The 26,433-nt window shown below is 60.8% G+C and carries 25 protein-coding genes; 14 read left to right on the top strand and 11 right to left on the bottom strand.

Annotated elements, in window-relative coordinates; genetic code table 11:
* Positions 1-54 precede the first annotated feature (54 nt).
* The 4 genes from CKW11_RS24435 to CKW11_RS24450 are packed head-to-tail and all read right to left on the bottom strand — an operon-like array spanning position 55 to position 2,854.
* On the bottom strand, positions 55-768 hold the full coding sequence (locus CKW11_RS24435) for a PA5502 family lipoprotein (RefSeq protein ID WP_003220324.1): 714 nt from the start codon (positions 766-768) through the stop codon (positions 55-57).
* Positions 769-805: 37 nt separating this feature from the next.
* A complete protein-coding gene (znuB, locus tag CKW11_RS24440; protein WP_095139736.1) occupies positions 806-1,594 on the bottom strand; it encodes a zinc ABC transporter permease subunit ZnuB in 789 nt (262 codons plus the stop codon).
* Positions 1,587-2,372, bottom strand: coding sequence for a zinc ABC transporter ATP-binding protein ZnuC (gene znuC / locus CKW11_RS24445; RefSeq protein ID WP_095139737.1), 786 nt, complete (start codon positions 2,370-2,372; stop codon positions 1,587-1,589). Before znuC ends, znuB begins: the two co-directional genes overlap by 8 nt.
* Positions 2,372-2,854 carry a Fur family transcriptional regulator gene (locus CKW11_RS24450; RefSeq protein WP_095139738.1) on the bottom strand — a complete coding sequence of 161 codons (483 nt, stop codon included), beginning with the start codon at positions 2,852-2,854 and terminating at the stop codon, positions 2,372-2,374. Before CKW11_RS24450 ends, znuC begins: the two co-directional genes overlap by 1 nt.
* A 66-nt stretch (positions 2,855-2,920) precedes the next feature.
* Here CKW11_RS24450 and CKW11_RS24455 point away from each other — a divergent pair, with 66 nt between their 5' ends.
* Positions 2,921-3,841: a zinc ABC transporter substrate-binding protein gene (locus tag CKW11_RS24455; protein ID WP_095139798.1), complete on the top strand. Its 921-nt coding sequence runs from the start codon at positions 2,921-2,923 to the stop codon at positions 3,839-3,841.
* Positions 3,842-3,968: 127 nt separating this feature from the next.
* On the opposite strand, the gene CKW11_RS24460 is transcribed toward CKW11_RS24455, so the two are convergent.
* Complete coding sequence (locus tag CKW11_RS24460; protein ID WP_095139739.1) at positions 3,969-4,922, bottom strand: homoserine kinase; 954 nt, start codon at positions 4,920-4,922, stop codon at positions 3,969-3,971.
* A 54-nt stretch (positions 4,923-4,976) separates the two neighbouring features.
* Positions 4,977-5,267 (bottom strand): DUF2782 domain-containing protein, encoded by a 291-nt coding sequence (locus CKW11_RS24465; RefSeq protein ID WP_095139740.1) that lies wholly within the window; start codon positions 5,265-5,267, stop codon positions 4,977-4,979.
* Between the two features lie 74 nt (positions 5,268-5,341).
* Here CKW11_RS24465 and polA point away from each other — a divergent pair, with 74 nt between their 5' ends.
* Positions 5,342-8,146: a DNA polymerase I gene (gene polA / locus CKW11_RS24470; RefSeq protein WP_095139741.1), complete on the top strand. Its 2,805-nt coding sequence runs from the start codon at positions 5,342-5,344 to the stop codon at positions 8,144-8,146.
* Between the two features lie 410 nt (positions 8,147-8,556).
* Here the strand turns inward: polA and yihA are convergent, their stop codons facing one another.
* Entirely contained in the window at positions 8,557-9,207 is a 651-nt protein-coding gene (gene yihA, locus CKW11_RS24475) for a ribosome biogenesis GTP-binding protein YihA/YsxC (RefSeq protein WP_095139742.1), read from the bottom strand.
* Positions 9,208-9,398: 191 nt separating this feature from the next.
* On the opposite strand from yihA, the gene CKW11_RS24480 reads away from it, so the two are divergent.
* The 7 genes from CKW11_RS24480 (at position 9,399) to CKW11_RS24510 (ending at position 16,719) form a co-directional block, all read left to right on the top strand.
* Positions 9,399-9,704, top strand: a complete 306-nt coding sequence (locus tag CKW11_RS24480) for a cytochrome c5 family protein (RefSeq protein ID WP_041073683.1) — start codon at positions 9,399-9,401, stop codon at positions 9,702-9,704.
* Positions 9,705-9,736: 32 nt separating this feature from the next.
* Entirely contained in the window at positions 9,737-10,348 is a 612-nt protein-coding gene (locus CKW11_RS24485; RefSeq protein WP_095139743.1) for a cytochrome c, read from the top strand.
* Between the two features lie 200 nt (positions 10,349-10,548).
* The gene (locus tag CKW11_RS24490) at positions 10,549-11,190 is read left to right on the top strand and encodes a thiol:disulfide interchange protein DsbA/DsbL (RefSeq protein ID WP_095139744.1); all 642 of its coding nucleotides are present in this window, start codon (positions 10,549-10,551) and stop codon (positions 11,188-11,190) included.
* Between the two features lie 14 nt (positions 11,191-11,204).
* Positions 11,205-12,083, top strand: a complete 879-nt coding sequence (locus CKW11_RS24495) for an endonuclease/exonuclease/phosphatase family protein (RefSeq protein WP_095139745.1) — start codon at positions 11,205-11,207, stop codon at positions 12,081-12,083.
* The gene (locus CKW11_RS24500; protein ID WP_095139746.1) at positions 12,080-14,149 is read left to right on the top strand and encodes a GGDEF domain-containing protein; all 2,070 of its coding nucleotides are present in this window, start codon (positions 12,080-12,082) and stop codon (positions 14,147-14,149) included. The genes CKW11_RS24495 and CKW11_RS24500 overlap by 4 nt, the downstream gene beginning before the upstream one ends.
* Before the next feature lie 100 nt (positions 14,150-14,249).
* On the top strand, positions 14,250-15,029 hold the full coding sequence (locus CKW11_RS24505) for an N-acetylmuramoyl-L-alanine amidase (protein ID WP_095139747.1): 780 nt from the start codon (positions 14,250-14,252) through the stop codon (positions 15,027-15,029).
* A gap of 76 nt (positions 15,030-15,105) precedes the next feature.
* Positions 15,106-16,719: an EAL domain-containing protein gene (locus CKW11_RS24510; protein WP_371917887.1), complete on the top strand. Its 1,614-nt coding sequence runs from the start codon at positions 15,106-15,108 to the stop codon at positions 16,717-16,719.
* On the opposite strand, the gene CKW11_RS24515 is transcribed toward CKW11_RS24510, so the two are convergent.
* Both CKW11_RS24515 and algB read right to left on the bottom strand, forming a co-directional pair.
* Positions 16,716-18,506 carry a KinB sensor domain-containing domain gene (locus CKW11_RS24515; RefSeq protein WP_095139749.1) on the bottom strand — a complete coding sequence of 597 codons (1,791 nt, stop codon included), beginning with the start codon at positions 18,504-18,506 and terminating at the stop codon, positions 16,716-16,718. The genes CKW11_RS24510 and CKW11_RS24515 overlap by 4 nt on opposite strands.
* Before the next feature lie 10 nt (positions 18,507-18,516).
* On the bottom strand, positions 18,517-19,863 hold the full coding sequence (gene algB / locus CKW11_RS24520) for a sigma-54-dependent response regulator transcription factor AlgB (RefSeq protein ID WP_003220286.1): 1,347 nt from the start codon (positions 19,861-19,863) through the stop codon (positions 18,517-18,519).
* Between the two features lie 426 nt (positions 19,864-20,289).
* On the opposite strand from algB, the gene CKW11_RS24525 reads away from it, so the two are divergent.
* From CKW11_RS24525 to CKW11_RS24550, 5 genes are all read left to right on the top strand, one after another.
* Entirely contained in the window at positions 20,290-20,574 is a 285-nt protein-coding gene (locus CKW11_RS24525) for a hypothetical protein (protein ID WP_047297449.1), read from the top strand.
* 72 nt (positions 20,575-20,646) lie between these two features.
* Complete coding sequence (locus tag CKW11_RS24530; RefSeq protein ID WP_003177151.1) at positions 20,647-20,811, top strand: DUF1328 domain-containing protein; 165 nt, start codon at positions 20,647-20,649, stop codon at positions 20,809-20,811.
* 2 nt (positions 20,812-20,813) lie between these two features.
* A complete protein-coding gene (locus CKW11_RS24535; RefSeq protein WP_095139750.1) occupies positions 20,814-21,278 on the top strand; it encodes an inhibitor of vertebrate lysozyme family protein in 465 nt (154 codons plus the stop codon).
* 705 nt (positions 21,279-21,983) lie between these two features.
* Positions 21,984-23,315: a glutamate/aspartate:proton symporter GltP gene (gene gltP, locus CKW11_RS24545; protein WP_038364978.1), complete on the top strand. Its 1,332-nt coding sequence runs from the start codon at positions 21,984-21,986 to the stop codon at positions 23,313-23,315.
* 204 nt (positions 23,316-23,519) lie between these two features.
* Positions 23,520-24,749 (top strand): nucleoside recognition domain-containing protein, encoded by a 1,230-nt coding sequence (locus CKW11_RS24550; RefSeq protein ID WP_095139751.1) that lies wholly within the window; start codon positions 23,520-23,522, stop codon positions 24,747-24,749.
* Positions 24,750-24,870: 121 nt separating this feature from the next.
* On the opposite strand, the gene CKW11_RS24555 is transcribed toward CKW11_RS24550, so the two are convergent.
* Positions 24,871-25,497: an ABC-type transport auxiliary lipoprotein family protein gene (locus CKW11_RS24555; RefSeq protein ID WP_095139752.1), complete on the bottom strand. Its 627-nt coding sequence runs from the start codon at positions 25,495-25,497 to the stop codon at positions 24,871-24,873.
* The gene (locus tag CKW11_RS24560; RefSeq protein WP_095139753.1) at positions 25,494-26,432 is read right to left on the bottom strand and encodes an MlaD family protein; all 939 of its coding nucleotides are present in this window, start codon (positions 26,430-26,432) and stop codon (positions 25,494-25,496) included. Before CKW11_RS24560 ends, CKW11_RS24555 begins: the two co-directional genes overlap by 4 nt.
* Between the last annotated feature and the right edge of the window lies 1 nt (position 26,433).

The following is a 26,433-nucleotide window of genomic DNA, read 5'->3' on the forward strand; positions in this document are numbered from 1 at the left end:
CGCTTCCACAGGGTTCACGCTGTACCTGTGGGAGCGGGCTTGCTCGCGAAGCTTTTAGGGTTTAGCGGGAATCAGAACCATCTGCGCCGGCACCGTGCGCAGAATCTGCTTCTCAATGCGCAACTCGAAATCCGGATTCAGTTTCTTCACCCGCTTGCTCAGCAGAGTCGCCAGCCAAGGGTAATCCTGAGTGCGCGGTGCCTGAATGCTCACGGCACATTCGTAATTCACCACATCGGCGGCGATCGCGTCGAGTTGCCGGCGAAGTTTGCGGCTATCGTTGATGTTCAGCGCCACCGTGGTGCTTTCGGCGGTCGGATCGATGACCTTGGCTTTCGGTTTGGCTTCGGCCGCCAGCAGCGCCGCTTCGGCTTTCTCCAGCTCGGCTTTACGGGCTTCGGTGATCGCGCCGTTGACGCCACCGGTCAGCGCCGGGGCCTTGGGCATCAGGGCGCGAGCACGGCTCAGTGCGGTCGCTGCCGCGTTCACATCACCTTTCTGCAACACGATCTGACTGCGGCGCAGGTAGGCTTCGGCCAACTGGCGCTGGTATTGCTCGAGCGACTGATCGTTGGGGTTTTGTGCCTGCAACGCGGCCAACTGGTCTTCGGCGGTGGCCAGTTCGCTGCTGGCCAGGCTTTGCTCCAGCTGTGCGATGGCCGTGGCCCGCGCGTCGGGGGCTTCGGCCACCGGCGGCGTGCTTTGGCAGGCGCCCAGCAGCACGGAAAATGCGACAAGGAGCAGATAACGGGAGGCGAACGGCTTCATTCCTGCGACTCTCTAATTGCGCAAAAAGCGAGCAAGTCTACACCCCTCGACGGGGCAGAACAAAACTCAGCAGAAACAGTGCGGCCGCCGTCACAACGATCGACGGCCCGGCCGGGGTGTCCTTGAACCATGACAGCGCCAGCCCGCCACACACCGCGAGCATGCCCAGCAGGCTCGCGCCCAGTGCCATCTGCTCCGGCGAACGGGCGTGACGCTGTGCCGCAGCCGCCGGAATGATCAACAGCGAAGTAATCAGCAACACACCGACGATTTTCATCGCCACCGCGATCACCACTGCAATCAACAGCATCAGCGCCATGCGCAGACCCGCGACCGGCAGGCCTTCGACCTTGGCCAATTCCTCATGCACAGTGATCGCCAGCAGCGGCCGCCACAGCGTGACGAGCAATATCAGCACTGCCGCGCTGCCGCCGAGGATCCACGCCAGGTCAGTCGGGCTGATCGCCAGCAGGTCGCCGAACAGATAGGCCATCAGGTCGATCCGCACTTCATGCATGAAGCTTAGTACCACCAGCCCGAGAGAGAGCGTGCTCGGCGCGAGAATCCCCAACAACGTGTCGGAGGCCAGCGGCTGGCGCTGTTGCAAGGTCACCAGCAGCACCGCCAGCAACAGGCAGCCAACGGTCACCGCGACCGTCGGGCTGACATCCAGCAGAAAGCCCAAGGCCACGCCTAGCAGCGCGGCGTGGGACAGGGTGTCGCCAAAGTAGGCCATGCGCCGCCAGACCACGAACGAACCGAGCGGCCCGGCGACCAGCGCCAGTGCCAGACCTGCAAGCAGGGCATACAACAGAAAATCAGCCATGCTTGCAGTGGTCTCCGTGAACATGGGTGTGGCCCGCATCGGGCGCCTTGACCACCGAACCGTGCAGGTCATGGGCGTGGTCGTGATGGTGGTGATAGATCGCCAGGCTCGGCGCATTCTTGCCGAACAGCTCGACGAACGCCGGATCGCCGCTGACCTGCTCGGGATGCCCGGAGCAACAGACGTGGCGATTCAGACAAACCACCTGATCGGTGGTGCTCATCACCAGATGCAAATCGTGGGACACCATCAGCACGCCGCAGCCGTGACGGTCACGCAGGCGGGTGATCAGGCTGTACAGCTCGGCCTGACCGGCGACATCGACGCCCTGCACCGGCTCATCCAGCACCAACAGCTCCGGCTCGCGCAGCAGTGCCCGGGCCAGCAGCACGCGCTGCATTTCACCACCGGAAACACTTTGCACCGGGCTGTCGATGACATGTTCGGCGCCGACTTCCTTGAGCGCTGCCAGCGCACGCGGACGGTCTACGCCGGGCACCAGGCGCAGGAAGCGCAGTACCGACAGCGGCAGGGTCGGATCGACGTGCAGCTTTTGCGGCATGTAGCCGACGCGCAGTTTCGGCTTGCGCCAGACGCTGCCGCTGTCCGGTTTCAGCAGCCCTAGCACGGCCCGCACCAGAGTGGTCTTGCCGGCGCCGTTGGGGCCGATCAGGGTGACGATCTGTCCCGGCTCGACGCTCAGCTCGATGTTGTCCAGCACGGTCTGCCCGGCAAAAGTGACGGCGACCTGCTCAAGACGGATCAACGGGTTGCTCATCAAGCCCCCTGGCAACCGGAGCACAGGCCGACCACTTCGACGGTCTGCGCTTCGACGATGAAACCGACATCCTTGGCGCTGTGGATGATCGCGTCGCTGATGGCTTTCTGTTCCAGCTCGATGGCAGCGTGGCACTCGCGGCAGATCAGGAACTGGCCCTGATGCGCATGCTCGGGATGCACGCAACCGACGAAGGCGTTGAGCGAGGAGATGCGGTGCACCAGGCCGTTGTCCAGCAGGAAATCCAGCGCGCGGTACACGGTCGGCGGCGCAGCGCGGCGACCGTCCTGCTCGCTCAGTACCGCGAGAATGTCGTAGGCGCCCAGTGGCTTGTGGCTCTGCCAGACCAGTTCCAGCACGCGCCGGCGCAGCGCAGTCAGGCGCAGGCCTTTCTGGGCGCACAAGGTATCGGCCTCGGTCAGTGCGCTGTGCACGCAATGAGAGTGGTCGTGGGGACGGCTGGCAATCGGTGTAATAGGCATGGGCGGCGACGAGTTTTGATAGAGACGTTATTATGTTACCCGTTCTCGCCTCATTGAGTGGTCATCGTGTCCCGACTTTTTTCTGTTTTTGTGGCTTTTATCGCCAGTTTTCTGCTGATCGGTTCGGCTCAGGCCGAGGTCAGGGTCCTCACCAGCATCAAACCGCTGCAGTTGATTGCCGCGGCGGTGCAGGACGGGATCGCCATTCCGGAAGTGCTGCTGCCACCGGGTGCCTCGCCGCACAATTACGCCCTGCGCCCGTCCGACGTACGGAAGGTGCAATCGGTGGACCTGCTGTACTGGATCGGCCCGGACATGGAAGGTTTCCTGCCCCGCGTGCTGAACGGTCGCACGCTGCCGAGCGTGGCCGTGCAGGATCTGCCGGGCATGAAACTGCGCCGCTTTGCCGAAGACAGCCACTCCCACGCCGAAGACGCCGACGAGCATGATCACGATCATCGCCCGGGCACCCTGGACGCGCATTTGTGGTTATCGCCGGTCAACGCGCGGGTGATTGCCGACAGGATGGCGGCTGATTTGAGCGCTGCGGACCCGGCGAATGCCGAGCGTTATCAGAGCAATGCCAAGGCCTTCGATGAGCGCCTCGATGCGCTGGATGCACGTTTGAAGCAACGTCTGGCCGGCATTGAGGGCAAGCCCTACTTCGTGTTCCACGAGGCGTTTGATTACTTTGAAGAGGCTTATGGCCTGAAGCACGCTGGCGTGTTCAGTGTGGCGGCGGAAGTGCAGCCCGGCGCGCAGCATGTGGCGGCAATGCGCAAACGCCTGCAGGAAGTCGGCAAGACCTGTGTGTTCAGCGAACCACCGTTGCGTCCACGCCTGGCGGAGACGCTGGTAGCGGGTCTGCCGGTGAAACTGGCGGAGCTGGATGCGCTTGGCGGCTATACGCCGGCGACGGCTCAGGGGTATGAGCAGGTGCTGGAGAAGCTGGGCAACGATCTGGCCGGGTGCCTGGAATCGTTGTAACAACGCAAAACCTGTGGCGAGGGAGCTTGCTCCCGCTTGAGTGCGCAGCACTCACAAAAATCAGGCTGACTGCCAGAATTTTGGGGCCGCTTCGCAACCCAGCGCGAGCAAGCTCGCTCGCCACAATTTAAAGCGCGAACGGCAGAGGGGTGCTGACCTGCTGCCGCTGCGCCAAGCGCTGCTCGAACTCCTGCGGATCGTGAATCAGCACGTCCTGCCCGGCAAATTGCTCGGCGGCGATCAACCTTGACAGCCAGAACCGCACACACGCCACGCGCAACATGGTCGGCCATAGCTCCGCTTCGGCGGCAGTGAACGGACGCAGCGCCGCATACGCGCCAAGGAATGCGCGGGCGCGCGGCCCGTCAATCAAGCCTTCCTCGTCCGAACACCAGTCATTCAAGGCAATCGCCACGTCATAGAGCATCGGCCCCGAACAGGCGTTGTAGAAGTCGATCAACCCGGTCAGGTGCGTCCCTTCGAACATCGCGTTATCGCGGAACAGATCCGCATGAATATTCGCCCGTGGCAGCGCGAGGATTCTGTCTTTCTGCGCCGTGATTTCCTCCAGCGCCTTGTGCAGCAGCGCACGCGGCTCGTCGCTCAGGTGCGAGAGAAACTCGCTGCCCTCTTCCAGCATCCAGTCCAGGCCACGATCGGTCTTGCGCTTGATCATGCGCTCGCCCTGGGTCGCCAGGTGCAGATGCGCCTGCAACTCGCCGACCTGCGCGCAATGCTGAGCGTTGGCGACTTTGATGTGTTTGCCGGACAGCCGCGGTTGCAGCAGCGCCGGTTTGCCCTTGAGCTCACGCAACGCCACGCCGTCGGCGGTGCGCAGTGCGTAAGGCACTGGCAGATCGGCCTCGTGCAGCACGTCGAGCAGGTCGATGAAGAACGGCATCTCCTGCACCGGGCCACGCTCGACCAGGGTCAGGACGAATTCGCCCTGCTCAAGGCTGATAAAGAAATTGGTGTTTTCGCTGCCGGCGGCGATCCCCTGGAAATCGAGCAGACGGCCGAGCCCGTAAGGGGCGAGAAAGGTTTCCAGCTCGGGCCGAGCCAGGGGGGTGAACACAGACATGTTTTAACTGCCAGTACGGGCACCGCCAATCGCGGCACCGGGTGAATTAAAAATCTACTTCCATTCGAAAATTTTCCACGACGGAATCAGCATATCCGGCTGATCCGAGCGGATGAAGTTTGCATCCGTCCCGTCTGCGCGCACCAGAAAGTAAGGTGGCGCGCCCTTCGGCGTGACTTTGATCGCGTACAGGAACCCGTTTTGACGATATTCCTGAATCGTCTTGTCGCCTTCCGTGCGAATGGTGACTTCAGGATCTCCCGACGGCGCATCATCCGCCGCTATCGCGGCCAATGGTGAGGCAGCAATCAAACCGACCAGCAGCAAGCGATTTAACGTACGCATGATAACCTTGTCCCTTTGTCGTCAACGGTCCCGCTATTCTAGCGCCGGGCCCGCCGAAAAGGTTGATTCTGCTCATGAGCCAAGCCCCCCTCGTCCTGGTGGACGGTTCGTCTTACCTGTACCGCGCTTTCCATGCCCTGCCACCGCTGACCACCTCCAAAGGCCTGCCGACCGGCGCGGTCAAAGGTGTGCTGAACATGCTCAAGAGTCTGCGCAAGCAGTACCCGGACAGTCCGTTCGCCGTGGTCTTCGACGCCAAGGGCGGGACGTTTCGCGACGAGATGTACGCCGAATACAAGGCCAATCGTCCGAGCATGCCCGACGACATGCGCGTGCAGATCGAACCGCTGCACCAGAGCGTGATCGCCCTCGGTTTCCCGCTGCTGTGCGTGGAAGGCGTCGAGGCGGACGACGTGATCGGCACCCTGGCACGCAGCAGCGCAGCGGCAGATCGCCCGGTGATCATCTCCACCGGCGACAAGGACATGGCGCAACTGGTCGACGGCCACATTACCTTGGTCAACACCATGTCCGGTAGCTCGATGGACGTGGAGGGCGTGAAGGAGAAATTCGGCGTCGCTCCCGAGCAGATCATCGATTATCTGGCGCTGATGGGCGATTCTTCCGACAACATTCCGGGTGTTCCCGGCATCGGTCCGAAGACCGCTTCCGGCCTGCTGGTCGGCGTCAACGGCGGCCTGACCGAGCTGTACGCGAATCTCGACATCGTGCCGACCCTGCCGATTCGTGGGGCCAAGACCCTGCCGGCCAAGCTCGAAGAGCACAAGGAGATGGCCTTCCTCTCCTATCAACTGGCGACCATCAAGGTCGACGTGCCGCTGGACATCGGCCTCGATGACCTGCAAATGGGCGCGGAAGATCCGGCCAAGCTCTACGAGTTGTACACCCTGCTGGAATTCAAAAGCTGGATCAATGATCTGGATCGCGATGCCAAGCGCCAGGAACTGAGTGCCGCTACCGAGCCTGCGCCGGCTGGCGATCTGTTCAACGCGCCGCCAGCCGAAGTGCCCGCCGCCCCTGCCGAAGCCGCTTACGAAACCATCCTCGATCAGACGCGCTTCGATGTCTGGCTGGAGAAACTGAACAACGCCAAGCTGTTCGCTTTCGACACCGAAACCACCGGCATCGACGCGCAACAGGCGCAACTGGTCGGCCTGTCGTTCGCGGTGCAGGCCAACGAAGCGGCGTACATCCCGCTGACCCACTCCTACATCGGCGTGCCCGAGCAACTGGATCGCGACACCGTGCTGCGCGCGCTGAAGCCGATTCTGGAAGACCCGAACAAGCTCAAGGTCGGCCAGCACGCCAAGTTCGACATGAACATTCTGGCCAACTGCGCCATCAGCGGTGATCAGAACGAAGGCATCACCGTGCGCGGCATCGCTTTCGACACCATGCTTGAGTCCTATGTGCTCAATTCCACCGCCACCCGCCACGACATGGACAGCCTCGCGCAGAAGTACCTGGATCACACCACCGTGAGCTTCCAGGACATCGCCGGCAAAGGCGCCAAGCAACTGACCTTCGACCAGATCGCTCTGGAGCAGGCCGGCCCTTACGCTGCCGAAGACGCCGACATCACCCTGCGTCTGCACCAGACCCTGTTTGAAAAACTCAGCGCAATCCCGAGTCTGGCCAGCGTGCTGACCGACATCGAAATCCCGCTGGTGCCGGTGCTGGCGCGCATCGAGCGCCAAGGCGCGTTTGTCGACGCTGAGCTGCTCGGCATCCAGAGCATCGAGTTGGGCAACAAGATGGTCGCGCTGGAGCGCGAAGCGTTTGAAATCGCCGGCGAAGAATTCAACCTCGGCTCGCCCAAGCAGCTGGGCGTGATCCTTTACGAGAAGCTCGGCCTGCCGGTACTAAAGAAAACCGCCAAGGGCCAGCCTTCGACCGCCGAGGAAGTGCTGGCGAAACTGGCCGAGGATGATCACCGTTTGCCGAAAGTGCTGATGGAACACCGCTCCATGAGCAAGCTGAAAAGCACCTACACCGACCGCCTGCCGGAGCAGATCAACCCGCGCACCGGGCGAATTCACACCTCGTACCACCAAGCCGTGGCGTCCACCGGGCGCTTGTCTTCCAGCGATCCGAACCTGCAGAACATTCCGGTGCGTACCGCTGAAGGCCGACGCATTCGCCAGGCGTTCGTCGCGCCAAAAGGCTACAAATTGCTGGCGGCGGACTATTCGCAGATCGAACTGCGGATCATGGCCCACTTGTCCAAGGACGAAGGCCTGATGAATGCCTTCCGCAACAATCTGGACGTGCACACCGCGACCGCCGCTGAAGTGTTCAAGGTCGAGCTGAGCGAAGTGTCTTCCGACCAGCGCCGTGGCGCCAAGGCGATCAACTTCGGCCTGATCTACGGCATGGGCGCGCAGAAACTCGGCAAGGATATCGGCGTCGACACCAAGACCGCCAAGGCCTACATCGACACCTACTTCGCCCGTTATCCGGGTGTGCGCGAATACATGGAGCGCACCCGCGCCCAGGCGGCGGATCAGGGTTACGTCGAGACCTTCTTCGGTCGTCGCCTGTACCTGCCGGAAATCAACTCCAACAAGCCGCAGGAACGCGCTGCCGCCGAACGCACGGCGATCAACGCGCCAATGCAGGGCACCGCAGCGGACATCATCAAGAAAGCCATGGTGGCGGTGGATAACTGGCTGGCGTCTTCGGGGCTGGACGCCAAAGTCATCCTGCAGGTGCACGACGAACTGGTGCTGGAGGTTCGCGAGGATCTGGTCGATCAGGTGAGCCAGGAAATCCGCCTGCACATGAGCGAAGCGGCGAAACTGGACGTGCCGTTACTGGTGGAAGTCGGCGTCGGCAACAACTGGGATGAGGCGCACTGAGGCGTCTAGCTTGGGCGTTTGCCGTGACATACTGTCGCGGCAAAAGCCCGAAACGCGCTTATTTCGAAACGCGCTTGGGGTTATTCCAAAGCTTTTTGAAAAAAATCTGAACTAATCTGACAACTCACTACTCAGAGATACTGAATGGCTGGTGAAGCCCTTCGATGCTCCTATGTTGTGTTAAGTGTTGGCAGATATCTGAACCCCGCCCTAGCGGTTCGGAACTTGAACCCCGGAACTTCTCCCTCCCCATATGAAGTCCGGGGCTTTTTTTGCCTCAAAATCGGCTGTGGCGCAGTCATGCTGCGTTAAAAGCGCTAGTCAAAATGCTCATTCAGGTTCCCTAAACTCCGCTTTTTACCAGCACTTTTGCCTTGCCTGGCAGCACCACAGACAGTTTTGAAATTCCCCTATTCTGCCTCGGCCGCCGCTTCGGCGCCTTTGTCTGCCAGCTCCATCCAGCCTGCCAACACAGTGTAGGCCTCTTCCAGGCCCATGCGTTTTGGCGCCGAGAACAGCTGGATCGTCACCAGATCACCCCAGCCCTTGCGGATTTCCGCCTGCACTTTCAGCAGCGTGTTCTTGGCGGCGCCGTAGGTCAGCTTGTCGGCCTTGGTCAGCAGGATGTGCATCGGCATGCCGGCCGCAACGGCCCAGTCGAGCATCAACAGGTCGAAGTCGGTCATTGGATGACGGATGTCCATCATCAGAATCAAACCCTTCAAACTCTCGCGGCCACCGAGGTAAGCCTCGAGGTGACGCTGCCAGTGTTGCTTGAGCGGGATCGGGACTTTTGCATAACCGTAGCCCGGCAGGTCGACCAGACGCCGTTCATCGTCTAGCTTGAAGAAGTTCAACAGCTGTGTGCGACCCGGGGTTTTCGAGGTGCGCGCCAGGCTGGCGTGAGTCAGGGTATTCAGTGCGCTGGATTTACCGGCGTTGGAACGACCGGCGAACGCCACTTCGAAACCTTCGTCGTCAGGGCATTGATCGACTTTGGCGGCACTGAGCATGAACGTGGACTGTTGGCACAGGCCGAGGATGGGATTCTTGAGTTGCATGGGATTTCCGATGTGGGCGGCGCCGGGATTGGGCGCGGAACGCGGTGTCGCTTCCGTTTCAGTGACGCCAGTATATAATGCCGCAGATTTTGTGTGTGCTTTGTCCCAGCGAAGGATGAAGTTCACGAGAGCCAAAGACCTTGATTGCGCATCAGAACGCAGAACGCTCTCAACCCTGAAAAGGTCGTTTTATGACGAAATGGCTGCTGGCTGCCGGAGTCCTGATACCGCTTTGCGGCGCACAGGCTACACAGGAACCGGAAGCCGTGTACAACCGTGTTTGTGGTGCCTGTCATTCCGGCCAACTACCCATGGCGCCCGAAAGAGGCGATCAGGCAGCTTGGACGCCGAGGTTGGCGAAAGGTATGGAGACGCTGGTGCAACACGTGACCCAGGGTTTCAAGGCGATGCCGCCGCGTGGTTTGTGCATGGACTGCAGTGCCGAGGATTACCAGGCCATCATCCTTTGGATGAGCGAGAGTAAACCCGGTCCATAACTCTTAACCCTTAGCCGTAGTTGGATTAGCTGATGAACAAATTGATCGTGAGTCTGCTGTTGACCGTGGGAATTTCAGGCTTCGCCCATGCTGCCGGTGATGCCGCCGCCGGCCAGGCAAAAGCTGCCGTATGCGGAGCCTGCCATGGCCCGGACGGCAACAGCATGGCACCCAACTTTCCCAAACTGGCCGGTCAGGGTGAACGCTACCTGACCAAGCAACTGCACGACATCAAGTCGGGCAAGCGCACCGTTCTGGAAATGACTGGCCTGCTGACCAACCTGAGCGATCAGGATCTGGCCGACATGGCCGCGTACTTCGCCAGCCAGAAAGGTAGCGTCGGCGCCGCCGATCCGAAGCTCGTCGCGCGCGGTGAAGCGCTGTTCCGCGGCGGCAACCTGACCAAGGGCCTGCCTGCCTGCACCGGCTGCCATTCGCCGAACGGTACCGGCAACGCCGCCGCCGGCTTCCCGCATCTGGGTGGTCAACACGCTCAATACATCGCCAAGCAACTGACCGATTTCCGCAAGGAAGAAGGCGGCCGCAAAAACGACGGCGACACCATGACCATGCAGACAATCGCCAAGCGTCTGAGCGACGAAGACATTGCCGCAGTCTCCAGCTACATCCAGGGCCTGCACTAACCGCCCTGAATCGAGCGTTTGCGGCGATGGACATCTCCTGCAACGTTAACGCTCGATTAATCCGTCGCAGCAAGTATAAAAAGGGTGGCTTTGGCCGCCCTTTTTTGTGGCCGCTGCCGTTACACTACAGAACTCATGCCCGCCAGGACCTGTCTGAAAACAGGTCGCGCGAGGCGACCAAAATTGTCCAGGAGTAAAGCATGCGTAATCTGATCATCAGCGCCGCTCTCGTCGCTGCCAGCCTGTTCGGCGTGACCGCCCAGGCCGCTGAAGCCCCTGCCGCACCTTATGTCGAACTGGCTAACCCGGTGCCAGTGGCAGAACCAGGCAAGATCGAGGTAGTGGAGCTGTTCTGGTACGGCTGCCCGCACTGCTACGCATTCGAGCCGGTGATCAACCCTTGGGTCGAGAAGCTGCCCAAGGACGTCAACTTCGTGCGCATTCCTGCGATGTTCGGCGGCCCATGGGACGCTCACGGTCAGATGTTCCTGACCCTGGAAGCGATGGGTGTCGAGCACAAGGTTCACAACGCGGTGTTCAACGCTATCCAGAAAGAACACAAGAAGCTGACCGACCCACAAGACATGGCTGAATTTCTGGCCACCCAAGGCGTCGATAAGGACAAGTTCCTGGCAACTTTCAACTCCTTCGCCATCAAAGGTCAGATCGTAAAAGCCAAGGAACTGGCCAAGAAGTACGAGATCACTGGCGTTCCAACCATGATCGTCAACGGCAAGTACCGCTTCGACATCGGCTCTGCCGGTGGTGCCGAACAGGCTCTGCAACTGGCCGATCAACTGGTCGCCAAAGAGCGAGCGGCTAACAAGGCTGCTGCCAACTAAGCGCGGCAACCGCCATGCGCCGCTGGAAGACCGAACGCACCGTTGGCCTGCACGATCCGCAGGTCAACGAGCACCACCTGGCATCCACGGGCCTGCCAGCGGACCAGCGTCTGCGCTTGCTCAGTTTCAATATCCAGGTCGGCATCAGCACCGAGCGCTATCGGCATTACCTGACCCGCAGCTGGCAGCACCTGCTGCCGCACACCGGGCGCTCAGGCAATCTGCAAAAGATCGGTGACCTGCTCGGCGACTTCGATCTGGTCGCCCTGCAGGAAGCCGATGGCGGCAGCCTGCGCTCAGGCTACGTCAATCAAGTCGAACATCTGGCCCATCTCGGCGCCTTCCCCTACTGGTATCAACAGCTCAATCGCAACCTTGGCCGACTGGCCCAGCACAGCAATGGCGTGCTCAGTCGCCTGAAGCCGTGGGCGATCGAAGATCATCCGCTGCCCGGCCCGAAAGGTCGCGGCGCAATCCTCCTGCGTTTCGGCGAAGGCCCGGAAGCGCTGGTGGTGGTGATGATGCACCTGGCCCTCGGCGCCCGGGTCCGCAGCCTGCAACTGGCCTATATTCGCGATCTGATCAGTGGCTACAAGCACCAGATATTGATGGGCGACATGAACACCCATGCCAGTGATCTGCTACAACAGTCACCGTTACGCGATCTCGGCCTGCTGGCCCCGCAGATGCAAGCCACGTTTCCCAGCTGGCGGCCGCAGCGATGCCTTGATCATATTTTGCTCAGCCCGACCCTGACCCTGGAAAAGGTCGAAGTGCTGGCCCAACCCATTTCCGATCACCTGCCGGTCGCGGTAGAGATTCGTCTGCCGGGTTCGCTCACGGCCGATGCATTGCCCGCGTTGAGTCCTGCCCCTCGCGGAACCCCTGAATGAGCGACGACGCCCAGCGCTGGAAAGAGAAGTACCTCAAAAGCATCGAACAACAGGACAAGCTCGAACGTCGCTGGGCCGCCCGGCTCGACTTGCTGCGTCGCGGTCTGGTGCGCAGCACGCTGGCCGCTGAAGGCACCGACAAGGTCGTTGATCAGTGCATGAAAGAGATGCGCGAAGTGGTGCGCACCGACGATATGGACGCCGGCCTCGCCGCCCTGCTGCCGCGCCTGGAAAAAGCCGTACTGGACTCGGAGCAGCGTCGCGAGACCCGGATCGATCAGGTCAGCACCGCGCTGACCGCGCTGGTCACCCAGTTGCAAGCGCTGCCGCTGCCCCGGGAAGTCGCGCAACCACTAAAGAAATTCGCCAAGCAACTCGACAGTCGGGTCGGCCAGGCGCGAGAAATGCCGCTGCTGCTGAGCGAACTCAGTGGTTTGCAGGGCAAGGCGTTGAGCCAGCTGGAAACGCCGCCCGAGCCGGAGCGGCCGGGCTTTTTGCAGCGCCTGTTTGGCAGTCGGGACAGTGAAGGGGTGCCAGAGGCACCGGAACAGGCTCAGGCGCCAACGCCGGCTCAAGCTGAAGCTGCGCCAGAGCCGGTGGTACCAGCGCCAGCCGCAGCGGTCGAGCCGACTCCGGCAGCACCAGTCATTGCAGAGGCCGCCGCACAACCACCAGAGGCCGAGCATAAGCAAACGCCAGCAGTGCAGCCCGAGGCCGAATCAGCTGTGGTCGCGTTCGCGCCACCGGTCATTGCTGCAGAGCCGATCAGCGCACCGGTTGCTGCACCTGCACTACCAGTAACCGAACCTGAAGCGAAACAGCCGAACACCCCAATTACAGCGCCACCGCCTGCTGCCACGTTCAACCCCGACGAGTTGATCCACCCGGGTGACATCCCGGCACCGTTACTCCTCGACAGCCTGCCCCTGCCCGAACCGATTGCCCAGGCCTTGGCCGCCATCGATCCGGAGCAACCCGAGCAAGACATTCTGTACGCCCTGCCCGACTCGCCGGAGCCGTCTTACAGCTCGGTGGCCAAACACATCGAAGACACGCTGATCGGGCTGCTCGACGACCTGACCTTGCCCGAGCGCCATCGCCCGCAGGCCGAGGCGATGCGTGATCGGTTGAAAAATGGTTTGAACTGGTACGAACTGCTACCGATCCTCGACGATCTGGCGACCTTGATGCTGGCGATCACCGACAGCGGCCAGCACGAATTCGAAGCCTATCTGCAGCAACTCAACGAGCGCCTCGAAGCGTTCCAGAGCAATCTGCAGGCCGCCAGCGAGGGCCACGCTGACAACAGCTCGGCGGCGCGGGCGATGGACACGCAGATTCGCGAGCAAGTCGACGGCTTGCAGACCAGCGTGCAGGAAGCGGCTGATCTGGATGATCTCAAGCAGGTGCTGGAGAACCACCTCGAAGGCCTGCTTGGCACCATGGACCAGCACCAGAAACAACGCGATGCCCGCGAGCAGGAAGTGGCGGCACGTCTCAAGGGCCTGGCGGAGCGTGTGGCGCACATGGAGCAGGAAGCTCTGGGCTTCCGCGAACACCTGGAAGAACAGCGGCAGAAAGCCCTGATCGATCCGCTGACCGGCCTGCCCAACCGCGCTGCCTGGAGCGAGCGGCTAGAGCACGAGATCAAGCAGTGGCAGCAACACGGCAACACCTTGAGTCTGGCGATGCTCGACCTCGATCATTTCAAGCGCATCAACGACAACTACGGCCATCTGGCCGGCGACAAGGTGCTGAAGATCATCGCCACAGTGCTGCGCAAACGCCTGCGTGCTGCGGATTTCATTGCCCGTTTTGGCGGTGAGGAATTCGTTCTGCTGCTGCCGGCCACCACGCCTGCGGTGGGCGCCAAACTGCTGGAGACCCTGCGCGCGGCCATCGAAGCCTGCCCGTTTCACTTCAAGGGCGAACGGGTGACGATCACCATTTCCATGGGCCTGGCGTCGTTCCGCCCGGGAGAACACAGCGATCTGGTGCTTAAAAGAGCCGATCAGGCGTTGTACCGCGCTAAAAACGGCGGACGCAATCGGGTCGAACTGGGCTGAGTAATTGTTCCATTATGTTTAAATCAGCCCATTGGCCGTCGATACGCAAAGCAGTACGTTACACTGTTGCATTACTGTCTTGCGTGTACTGCTCCCTGCCATGAAATTCTTTACCCTCCTCGCGTCGCTGCTCGTTCTGGCCGGTTGTGCCAGCGGCCCGCGTTACGACACCAGCCATCCATCGGCTAATCACGACAGCCGCGTGCAGTTCGTGATCGTGCATTACACCTCGGCGTCGCTCGCGCGTTCGCTGCAACTGCTGACCCACGGCGAAGTCAGCAGCCACTACCTGATCGGCGACGACAAGAGCGCCACCATCTACAAGCTGATGGATGAAAACCAACGCGCCTGGCACGCCGGCGAAAGCCAATGGCAGGGCCGCACCTGGCTCAACTCAAGCTCGATCGGCATCGAAATCGTCAATCCGGGTTTCAAGGACACGCCGACTGGGCGCCTCTGGTACCCGTACAGCGAAGCGCAGATTCAATCGCTGATCGTCCTGCTCAAGGACATCAGCCAGCGCCAAGGCATCAGCCCGCGTCATATCATCGGCCACAGCGATATCGCGCCCCTGCGCAAACTGGACCCCGGCCCGCTGTTCCCATGGAAACGTCTGGCCGCCGAAGGCCTGGGCGTATGGCCCAACGAACAAGCGGTGGCGCGGCAGCAGCTGCAGTTCAACGCCGAACTGCCGAGCATCAGCTGGTTCCAGACGCAACTGGCGCGCGTCGGTTATGACACCCCGCAGACCGGCGAGCTGGACGTAGCGACCCGCCATGTACTGGCAGCCTTCCAGATGCACTTCCGTCCGTCCCGTTTCGATGGTACGCCAGACGCGCAAACGGCAGCGTTGTTGCTAGTACTCAACCAGACAAAATAATGACGCCCGCCCGACGGTCAGGGCGAAATCTAAATCAGCAGCTATAACTCATTGGTAATTCTTCGGATATTCCATGATGGTTGCTACCCGAGCGACGCTGCGTAGCTGGTTTTATCGCCCGTGGTTTTTGGCGATGATCGCGGCTGTCCTTAGTGCAAGCCTGCTGATCGCCGGCGGAATGTTCGTCGCCATGCGCCAGATCGAACAGAACGAAAGCCAGGAGATGAACGCCCAGGGCGAGCGCTTTCTGGCCCGGCTCGAGCAATTGTTCGGGCAATTGCGCGAAAGTCTCGACGACCTGGAGGCGCAGCCGTTGCGCAGTTGCGATGAGGAAATGATCGCGACACTGCAACAAGTCACTTTCAACTATCGCTTCGTCTATGAAGCGGCCTACATGGACGGTTCGCGGATCTGCTCCAACCGCCCCCGCCAGGAAGGACTGTCGGTGGTCCGCGCGCCGGACATCAAAGGGCCGACCTATAGCTACTGGCTCAACACCACCACCGAACCCGATGAAAACCGCGCAGCGCTGATGCTCGGGCGCGGCAACTTCCGTGTGGCGACATCGCGCGGGCATTTGACCGACATGGTCGACCTGCCACCAGACAGCAGCCTGCTGGTGGTACTCGACCACGGCAAGCGAGCGATTCCGGTACTCGGCACCGCGCAGACCTGGCCACCGAGCGAAACCTGGCCACCGAAGAGCCGCGAGGCCCTGCAAGTCACCCAGTCACGGCTGATCTACCGCATGCCAACCAACAATCCGGAATACCAGTTAGTGCTGATCACCCCGCGCACTGGCATGCACATTCCCGCGGTCTGGTGGTGGATGGTGCCGGCCTGCCTGCTGCTGGGGGCGTTTGCCGGCTTCTTCGTGTTTCTGCTGGTGCGCCAGCGCCAGTCACTGGACGCCGAGCTTCAGGGCGCGATTCGGCGTGGCGAGCTGCAAGTGCTGTATCAACCGATCTTCGACCTCGACAGTCGCAATTGCGTGGGCGCCGAAGCCCTGCTGCGCTGGCGTCGTCCGGACGGCACCCTGACCAGCCCTGACCTGTTCATTCCATTGGCAGAAAACACCGGGCAGATTCGGCAGATGACCGATTTCGTCCTGCAGCGGCTGCTGGAACAATTGGGGCCGGTGCTGCGCGCGAATCCGCAGCTGTACATCTCGGTCAACCTCGCGGCGTGCGACGTGATGGTGCCGCGCATCGGTCAGGTCATGGCCAGACTGTTGACCCTGCACCGGGTCGCGGCGCGGCAGATTGCCTTCGAAGTTACCGAACGCGGGCTGATCGACGTGGTGGTGGCTCGGGAAAACCTGCAAGCCTTGCGCGATGTCGGCCATCAGGTGCTGATCGACGATTTCGGCACCGGTTATTGCAGCCTCGCCTACCTGCAAACGTTGCCGGTGGATTGCCTGAAAATCGACAAGGCCTTCATCGACGCACTCGGTCATGACGCGGCCAGCAGCGGCGTTGCTCCGCACATCATTCACATGGCGCAGGCACTGGATCTGAAGGTGATTGCCGAGGGCATCGAGCATGAAGCGCAAGCCGTGTTTCTCAGCAGTGAGGGAGTCAAGTTCGGTCAGGGCTGGCTGTTCGCCCAGGCCTTGAGTGCGGTGCAGTTCATCGAACTGATCACCCGTGGACGACGCCTCGCCGGGCGCCGACTGGATGACGAAGCCTAGACCGCCAGCGCCATGTAGAACTGCGTACCCTGCCCCGGCCGCGAATAGACGCCCATGCGCCCGCCATGCAACTGGACGATTTCCTTGCACAGCGCCAGACCAAGGCCGGCGCCGCCCTTCTTGCGCCCGACCTGCACGAACGGTTCAAAAATCCGCCCCTGCTGCCCGTAGGCAATGCCTTCGCCGTTGTCCTCGACGCTGATGATGACCCGCTCGCCATGCCGACGCGCCTGCAAGCGAATCTGCCCGTCGCGGGCGGTATGGCGTAGGGCGTTATCGATCAGGTTATCCAGTACCCGGTCGAGTTGCGCCTGATCGGCCTGCAGGCGCGGCAAAGGCCCCTGCACTTCGACGTTCAAGGCAATGCCTTTGGCCGCCGCCGCATCCGCAAAGCGCGATTGCGCCTGCTCCAGCAAGTCTTCGATGGAGCACGGCGCCAGGGTGAGCTTCTGCAAACCGTTCTGATAGCGCGAGAAATTGAGCAAGTCGTTGATCAACTGCATCAGGCGCTGCATCTCTTCGTTGACGGTGTCGAGCAGGTCCGCCTCGCGTGACTCCGGGGGAAACTTCGCCCGCTCGCGAAACAGCCCGAACGCCATGTGCATGCCGGTGACCGGCGTGCGCAGCTCATGGGAGGCACGCAGCACAAACTCGCTGCGTACGCGCTCGAAGGCGCGCTGTTCGGTGACGTCGTGTAGCACCATCACCGCGCCAAGAATATGCCCCTGGGTGTGGCTGACCGGCGTCAGGCTGTAAGTCAGCAAGCGTGATTCGCCATCGACCTCGATGCTCAAATCTTCCGGGGCGCGCTCAAGGGTGCCACCGCGCAGCACCAGTTGCAGTTGTGCGTCGAGCTCGGGGCGCTCCAGCGCTGTGCCTAAGCCCTGACCGAGACGATCACTGTCCCAGCCCAACTGGCGCTGGGCCACTGGATTGAGGTGCTCCAGATGCCCTTCGCGATCGATCATCAGCAAGCCGTCGTCGATGCTGTCGAGCACCGCCTGCAGACGCTGCTGACCGGCCAGCAGCTCGTCGACGTTGGTCGCCTGATGCTCGCGCAGCGCCTCGGCCATCAGCCCGAAGCGCTTGGTCAGCTGGTTCATTTCCATCGCCGAGGAAATCGGCAGCGTCACTTCGAAATTGCCTTGGCCGATGTTGTCCGCCGCTTGCGCCAGCGCCTCGATTGGCGCGCCAAAACGCCGGGCAATCGCATGGGCCGTGACAAAACCGATGATCAACACCGCCAGTCCCACCAGCCCGAGCAGACCTGAGACCAGCAGTGCTCTTTCCCGGGCGTCATGCTGCACCGCGTTGATGTTGTCCAGCGCGTGCTTGTGCTCGGTAATCAAACCGTTGCGCAAGATGTTGAAGCGTTCTCTGAGGTCGCTGTTGCCACTGAGCACATTGCCCGGGTCACGCGACATTTCGAACGCCTGCAGGAAACGCAGGTAATCGGCCTTGGCCTGGGTAAACCCGTACTGCCGGCCATCGTCCTCCACCTGCTGTGAAATGCCTTCATCCAGCAATTGCAGGTAATGCTGCTTCGACGCTTCGAACGCGGCGGGATCGGGCTTTTCGGCCAGCATCAGCACCAGTTGATCGCCGAGGGTCTGGCGCAATTTAAGCCCCAGGTCGAGGGTCACGAAGTTGCTGCGGATCGTTGCTTCCTGCGTACCGGCCATCTGCATCACGCTGACCAGCCCGAGCAACAGCCCGAGCAGGGCGACGGTGATCAGCGCAGAAATACTCAGGAACAAGCGAGTGCGCAACTTCATCGCCAGTTTCATCGTCGCGCGCTCACAGGTTGTACTGCTTGCGCTTGCGATACAGGGTCGACGCGTCGATGCCGAGGGTTTTCGCTGCCTGATCCAGAGTGCCTGCCGTCGCCAGCACCGCGCCAATGTGAGCTTTTTCCAGCTCATCGAGACTCAGCGCCGCGCCGACCCGTGGCGCGTTGTTCGCCGGTTGCTCGGCCATGCCGAGGTGACTGATTTCCACGCGCTCCTGCGGGCAGATGATGCTCGCCCGCTCCACCACGTTACGCAGCTCACGAATATTGCCCGGCCAGCGATAGCCCAGCAGTGCTTCGCGCGCCTCGTCACTGAAGCCCCGCGCCGGACGCGCATATTCCTTGACGAAGCGCGCGAGGAAGCGGTCGGCCAGGGTCAGGATGTCCTCGGCACGTTCGCGCAATGGCGGCAGATGCAGGGTGATCACGTTGAGGCGATACAACAGGTCTTCACGGAAGCGCCCGTCGCGCACCATGTCCTCCAGATTGAGGTTGGTCGCGGCGAGAATCCGCACATCGGCACGGCGGGTCACTGGATCCCCTACCCGCTCGTACTCCTTGTCTTGAATGAACCGCAGCAACTTGGGTTGCAATGTCAGTGGAAAATCGCCGATCTCGTCGAGAAACAGGGTGCCACCGTCCGCTTGGTTGACTCGGCCCAAGGTGCTTTCACTGGCGCCGGTAAACGCACCGCGACTGTGACCGAACAGCTCGCTTTCCATCAGCTCGGCTGTCAACGACGGGCAGTTGATGGTCACGCAGGATTTCTTCTCGCGCTTGCTCCAGCCATGAATGGCCCGGGCCAGTTCCCCTTTACCCGTGCCGGATTCGCCAAGGATAAGGATGTTGGCGTCGGTACCGGCGACCTGCCGCGCGGTTTCCAGCACGACTTTCATCGCCGGGCTGTGGGAGTCGAGGCCGTCCTTAGGTTTGCGGATCTCGCCTTCAAGAGCTTCCAGACGCGCCGAGAGCTGGCGCACTTCCAGTTGCTTGGCGGTGGCCAGGCGCAACTGGTCGGGGCTGCACGGTTTGACCAGATAGTCGGCGGCGCCTGCCTGAATCGCGTCCACCGCGGTATCGACAGCCGAGTGTGCGGTGACGATCACCACGCGCATCCATGGCGCCTGAACGCGCATCTGCGCCAGTACATCGAGACCGTTGTCTTCACCCAGACGCAAATCAAGGAAGCACAGGTCGAATACCTGACGTTGCAACAATGCCTCAGCCTGAGCCGCACTGTTGGCGGTGGCCACCGTATAACCTTCGTCTTCGAGGCAGTAACGAAAGGTTCGCAGGATGGCGGACTCGTCGTCCACCAGCAGAATGCGGCCTTGATGCTCAGTGGCAGATTCCATTTTTCCTACGCTCCATAGTGATTGATCTTGGGTTAGTCCCGGAAAAATCGGGCAAGTTGCATGGTTGATTCTGAACGATGCGAGCCATAGGAGGGTAGCTCTCTCCTGCCTTCACGGCCAATCCGTTGATTTTGTTGAGTTTTTAAACAATCACCGAGTTGCAGGGGGTTCCCTGCGTACTTTTCTGACATCCGGGACGTGCTCTCAATTCCATAAGAATGAAATCTCCTACGAAATAATCATGCATTTCGCACGACCGCAGATGACCCATCGTGCAGGATGCGTCCATCGCTGAATTTTAGACACTTATAACTCATTGATTTTATTGAATATTTTTCAAATAAAAAACTGGCATGCAGCCTGCAATACCTCATTCAGCCCGGGCAGATTCCACTGCCCCAACCGAATAAGAGTGAGGAACCCAGGATGACTCGCCAACGTGCCGCCCAAGTGCGTATCTCGCCACTGCATATTCAGCAAGGCCTGTTTGGCGTACTTGCGCTGTTGATCACCCTGATCGCCTGCCAGCAATACCTGAGCTGGGAAAACAGCCAGAAGCCTGAGCCACTGATCTCGATTCAACACAGCACGCAGACGCACTTCAGCGCTGTCAGCAGCAGTCAGGCAGAAAGCGCCTCGATGCGCATGATGGATGTCGATCAGCCACAGCCGCTGGATCAACTGCCACGTGAAGAGCGTTGGGTTTTCTGACAAACCGAAGAATTCGGGCGCCAGGCGCCGGAACACGCAATATCCCTAAATAGAGAAGTAAGGAGAATCACCATGTTGAGCTGGGCAATTACATTCTTGATCATTGCCATCATCGCCGCCGTACTGGGCTTCGGTGGTATCGCGGGCACCGCCACGGGTATCGCCAAGATTCTCTTTGTCGTGTTCCTGGTGATGTTCATCGCTTCCTTCTTCTTTGGCCGTCGCGGCCGAGGTTAACGATGATTGCTCTAAAGACACTGGCAGCCGCCCTGCTTCTGGGCGGTAGTGCCATGGCGATGGCGGCCAATGATGGCCAGGCGCGGGTCAATGAGCTGCTCAGCTCCGACCCGCAATACCGCGAAACCTGGCAAGGCGTTGTAAAGAACGAAGAACGCCTGCCGGAATGGGTGATGAACCTGTCCGGCACTTCCGAACAGCAGATGAACGCGATGGTAGAAGATGGCGACAAGTATCTGGTTGGCCCGCTCTGCGAAAATGCAGACAAGTGCCTCAACCATCGCTTGATCGTCGCGTTCAGCTTCGACAAGGACGATGCCTACGGCATGCTGGTTGATGTGCCCGAAGGCCTGCCGTCCGACAAGTCGCCAACGCGACATGCCACGTACAGGTTCTTCGGCAAGCCCGATCAGGGCATGCAGGATCTGCTGATGGAAACCCTGAAGAAAGATCCGAAGTGGTACTGAGTTTGAACATGAAGGCAGCGGCCTCGCTGCCTTCCATTGCGCCCACCCGAGGAAGGTCGGCGCATGACCAGGGGGCCGGGACGTTCTGACTGTTACAGGGTCGGAGTGACCTACGGGTACAGGGAGTGCCTGCGCGAGGGCCGGGTCAGGGTAAAAGCTGCGACGCAGGTTCGCCGACCCTCAGTGGCTCGACGGACTTGCGCTGAGCTTTATCCGAAGCAAAAAACATTGATCCAGAGCGTCCTGCTCGTCTTTGAATGCCTCACACTGCGCGCGAAAACATTACGCGGTGTTTCCTGGCGACCGTATATCGAGAAAGAATCCCTTTAAACAGTGGGACATATAGTCTGCAAACGTAGGCTTTTTCTTAAAATTTCCGTCGAAATTTCTCGTTTAAAAAATAACCAATCTACGCTGTGATGGCCGGTTCACGGCACTTATGCCGGCTGAAATGTCGTAATCGAACCGGTTGGGACGCCAGTTTCATTTAAAAAAGCTCATGCCGATTCGGCATAGGGTAGGCGTTTACGGCATTAGACGGCGCAACCTTGCATCGGAATAGTTGCGCCTTTTTTCGCCTGCCGAAGAGCCGTAAATACGCGCTTCGGGGCACCTTATACGGAGGCAGATGCACAGACTTTTCCGCTGACAGAGCGTTCCAGTTCCTGCATGTGCCTGAGTCAAACGCAAGTAAGGGTAAAGATAATGAAGAAGGCAAAACTCAGCCTCGCCTGGCAGATCCTCATCGGTCTGGTTTTAGGGATTGCAATTGGTGCGTTGCTCAACCACTTCAGTGCCGAAAAAGCCTGGTGGATCAGCAACGTCCTGCAACCGGCAGGCGATATCTTTATCCGTCTGATCAAGATGATCGTGATCCCGATCGTCATCTCCTCCCTGATCGTCGGCATTGCCGGCGTGGGCGACGCCAAGAAACTCGGGCGTATCGGCCTGAAGACCATCATCTATTTTGAAATCGTCACCACCATCGCGATCCTTGTCGGTCTGGTGCTGGCGAACGTGTTCCACCCGGGCGCCGGCATCGACATGAGCACCCTGGGCACGGTGGATATCTCCAAGTACCAGGCGACCGCCGCCGAAGTGCAGCATGAACACGCGTTCATCGAGACCATCCTCAATCTGATCCCGTCGAACATCTTCGCGGCCATGGCCCGCGGCGAAATGCTGCCGATCATCTTCTTCTCCGTGCTGTTTGGTCTCGGTCTGTCGAGCCTGCAGTCGGACCTGCGCGAGCCGCTGGTGAAGATGTTCCAGGGCGTCTCGGAAAGCATGTTCAAAGTCACCCACATGATCATGAACTACGCGCCGATCGGCGTGTTCGCCCTGATCGCGGTGACCGTCGCCAACTTCGGCTTCGCCTCGCTGCTGCCGCTGGCCAAACTGGTGATCCTGGTTTACGTCGCCATCGCCTTCTTCGCCTTCGTGGTGCTGGGCCTGATCGCCAAGCTGTTCGGCTTCTCGGTGATCAAGCTGATGCGCATCTTCAAGGATGAGCTGGTGCTGGCTTACTCCACCGCCTCCTCGGAAACCGTGCTGCCACGGGTGATCGAGAAGATGGAAGCCTACGGTGCACCGAAAGCCATTTGCAGCTTCGTGGTACCGACCGGCTATTCGTTCAACCTCGACGGTTCGACCCTGTACCAGTCGATCGCCGCGATCTTCATTGCCCAGCTGTACGGCATCGACCTGTCGATCAGCCAGCAATTGCTGCTGGTGCTGACCCTGATGGTCACCTCCAAAGGCATCGCCGGCGTACCTGGCGTGTCCTTCGTGGTGCTGCTGGCGACGCTGGGCAGCGTCGGTATCCCGCTGGAAGGCCTGGCGTTCATCGCCGGTGTCGACCGCATCATGGACATGGCGCGTACCGCACTGAACGTGATCGGCAACGCTCTGGCAGTCCTGGTTATCGCGCGTTGGGAAGGCATGTACGACGACGCCAAGGGCGAGCGCTACTGGAACTCCCTGCCGCACTGGCGCAGCAAGGAAAAACTGCCGGCTGGCGAGATCTCGAAGCCATAATGCAAACACCCTTGTGGGAGCGGGCTTGCTCGCGAAGAGGCCGGCACATCCAACAATTATGTTGATTGACACACCGCCTTCGCGAGCAAGCTCGCTCCCACAGTGATTGATGCAAGGCTTACCAACGAACCCCGGAGCAATCCGGGGTTTGTCGTTTCTGGCGACCCCGCTATCATTCGCCGCATCTTCCGGGGGATTTGACTGATGCTTAATGGCCTGTGGCTTGGCTTCTTCGTCGTGGCGGCAATATCTGCGCTGGTGCAGTGGCTGGTCGGTGGCAACGCCGGGATTTTCGCGGCGATGGTGGAAAGCATTTTCGCCATGGCCAAGCTCTCGGTCGAGGTCATGGTGCTGCTGTTCGGCACGCTGACCCTGTGGCTGGGCTTCCTGCGCATCGCCGAGAAGGCCGGGATCGTCGAATGGCTGGCGAAAGTGCTGGGCCCGCTGTTTCTGCGGCTGATGCCGGAAGTCCCGGCAGGGCACCCGGCATTAGGCCTGATCACCCTGAACTTCGCCGCCAACGGCCTGGGCCTGGACAACGCCGCCACGCCGATCGGCCTCAAGGCGATGAAGGCGCTGCAGGAGCTCAACCCCAGCGCGACCATTGCCAGCAACGCGCAGATCCTGTTCCTGGTGCTCAACGCCTCGTCGCTGACCCTCCTGCCGGTGACGATCTTCATGTACCGCGCCCAGCAAGGCGCACCGGACCCCACCCTGGTATTCCTGCCGATTCTGCTGGCGACCAGTTGCTCGACCATCGTCGGCTTCCTTTCGGTGGCGTTCATGCAGCGCCTGCGTATCTGGGACCCGGTGGTGCTGGCCTATCTGATTCCTGGCGCACTGATCCTCGGCGGCTTCATGGCGCTGCTGGCGACAATGTCGGCTACGGCGCTGGCCGGGCTGTCGTCGATCCTTGGCAACCTGACGCTGTTCGGCCTGATCATGCTGTTCCTGGTGATCGGCGCGTTACGCAAGGTCAAGGTCTACGAGGCGTTCGTCGAGGGCGCCAAAGAGGGCTTCGACGTCGCCAAGAACCTGCTGCCGTATCTGGTGGCGATGCTCTGCGCCATCGGTGTGCTGCGGGCTTCCGGGGCGCTGGACTTTGGTCTGGACGGCATTCGTCATCTGATCGAATGGGCCGGTTGGGACACAAGGTTTGTCGATGCCTTGCCGACGGCGATGGTCAAACCGTTTTCCGGCAGCGCCGCACGGGCGATGCTGATCGAGACCATGAAGACCTCCGGTGTCGACAGCTTTCCGGCGCTGGTGGCGGCGACGATTCAGGGCAGTACCGAAACCACGTTCTATGTGCTGGCGGTGTATTTCGGTGCGGTGGGGATTCAGCGCGCAAGGCACGCGGTGGGCTGTGCGTTGCTGGCGGAGCTGGCCGGCGTGCTCGGCGCCATCTGGGTCTGCTACTGGTTCTTCGGCTAACCACAAATCCCCATTGTGGGAGCGGGCTTGCTCGCGAAGAGGGTGTGTCAGTCAACGTTTGCATTGCCTGACACACCGCCTTCGCGAGCAAGCCCGCTCCCACAGGGGTTATGTATAAGGTTCAAGGTCTGGGTTGTTGGGCGAACTGCTGCCCTTGCTGAACAGCCCATGCGACGACCTTTGCAGTGAGACGATCACTGGCCTGTCCAAAACCCGCCACCACCGCTGGCACCTGCACATCATTCAAAGGCTGGCGCTCTTCAAAGCGGCGGCTGGCGAGGATCTTCTGGTCATAGCCGCGCACCAGCAGCGCATCGACGCGCACCACGACGCTGGCCTGATTGCCCTGATACTCGGTCTGAAACGCCTGCAAACTGCCGCCCAGTTCCAGATCCGCAGCGAAGTTGCTGTCATCGGTACTGAGCAGTGTCACCCGACCATCGCGGGCAAAGCCATCGAGCAGCCGATTACGCACCAGCACCGGCGCCGGATCGCTCCAGCGCGAGGCCTTGTAGCTGCTGATCACATCACCCTGTGGAATCACCGCAATGTTCGGCCGGTTCAGCGCTTCGCTGGCCTGCAACTTGTTCAGGCGCAGCGACCAGTGCTGGGTCGCCGCTGAACTGGACGAGGCGGGCGCTTGAGTGGCGGGCAGGCGATAGACATCCGACGGCTCGGCCTTGGGCAGGATCGAGCATGCCGAGAGCAGAGTGAAACTGGCGAGGAGGGCGAAGTGAGTCAGCTTCATGGGGTGAATTCCTTGTTCTTGTCGCTGCCCAGCAGGTAGCCGCTGGGGTTGGCCTCCAGGCGTTGGGAAATGCCGCGCAGCGAGGTCAGGGTTTCGCGCAGTTCGCGGATCGCCGGCGCCAGGCCATTGAGGCCCTGCAGGCCGTTGTCGAGGGAGTTCTGGTTCTTGCTCAACAGGCCGTTGATGGTGGCGCTGCTTTGCTCCAGCGACTTCATCGCCTGCTCGGCACTGCCCAGCGCCTGCTTGCCCTGATCGTTGAGCAGGCCATTGGCGTTGCGCATCAACGCCGAGGTTTGCTCAAGCATGCTGCCGGCCTGTTTGCCGACGCTCGCCAGTTGCTGCATGGCTTGGCGCAGGTCGCCGCGCTGATCGTTGATCGAACCGGTGGTCTGCTCCAGATGCGCCAGGGTGTTGCTGACGCGCTCGACGTTCTGCGGGGAGAACATCTGGTTGGCATTGCTCAGCAGCGCGGTGATGCCGGTCATCAGGTCGTTGCTGTCGTTGAGCAGCCGGGAAATGGGCGAGGGCGAGGCGACGATGGTCGGCAGATCGCCGTCATGCCCACGCAGCTTCGGGCTCTGCGGGGTGCCGCCGCTGAGCTGAATGATCGAGGTCCCGGTGATCCCGGCCAGTGCCAGTTTGGCCTCGGTGTCTTCCTTGACCGGGGTGTCACCGCCCAGACGAATCCGCGCCAACACCCGGCGTGGGTCTTTCGGGTCGAGACGCAAGTTGACCACATCACCGACCTTGATCCCGCTGTACTGCACCGGGCTGCCCTTGGACAGGCCGCTGACCGCCTCGTTGAAGACCACTTCATAATCCTTGAACTCGCTGTCGACGCTGGACTTGGCCAGCCACAGGCCGAAGAGCAGGGCGCCTGCAACCACTATCACCGAGAACAGGCCGATCAACACATGATGGGCTCGGGTTTCCATG

Source organism: Pseudomonas sp. Irchel s3a10 (assembly GCF_900187525.1).
GTDB classification, from domain to species: domain Bacteria; phylum Pseudomonadota; class Gammaproteobacteria; order Pseudomonadales; family Pseudomonadaceae; genus Aquipseudomonas; species Aquipseudomonas koreensis_G.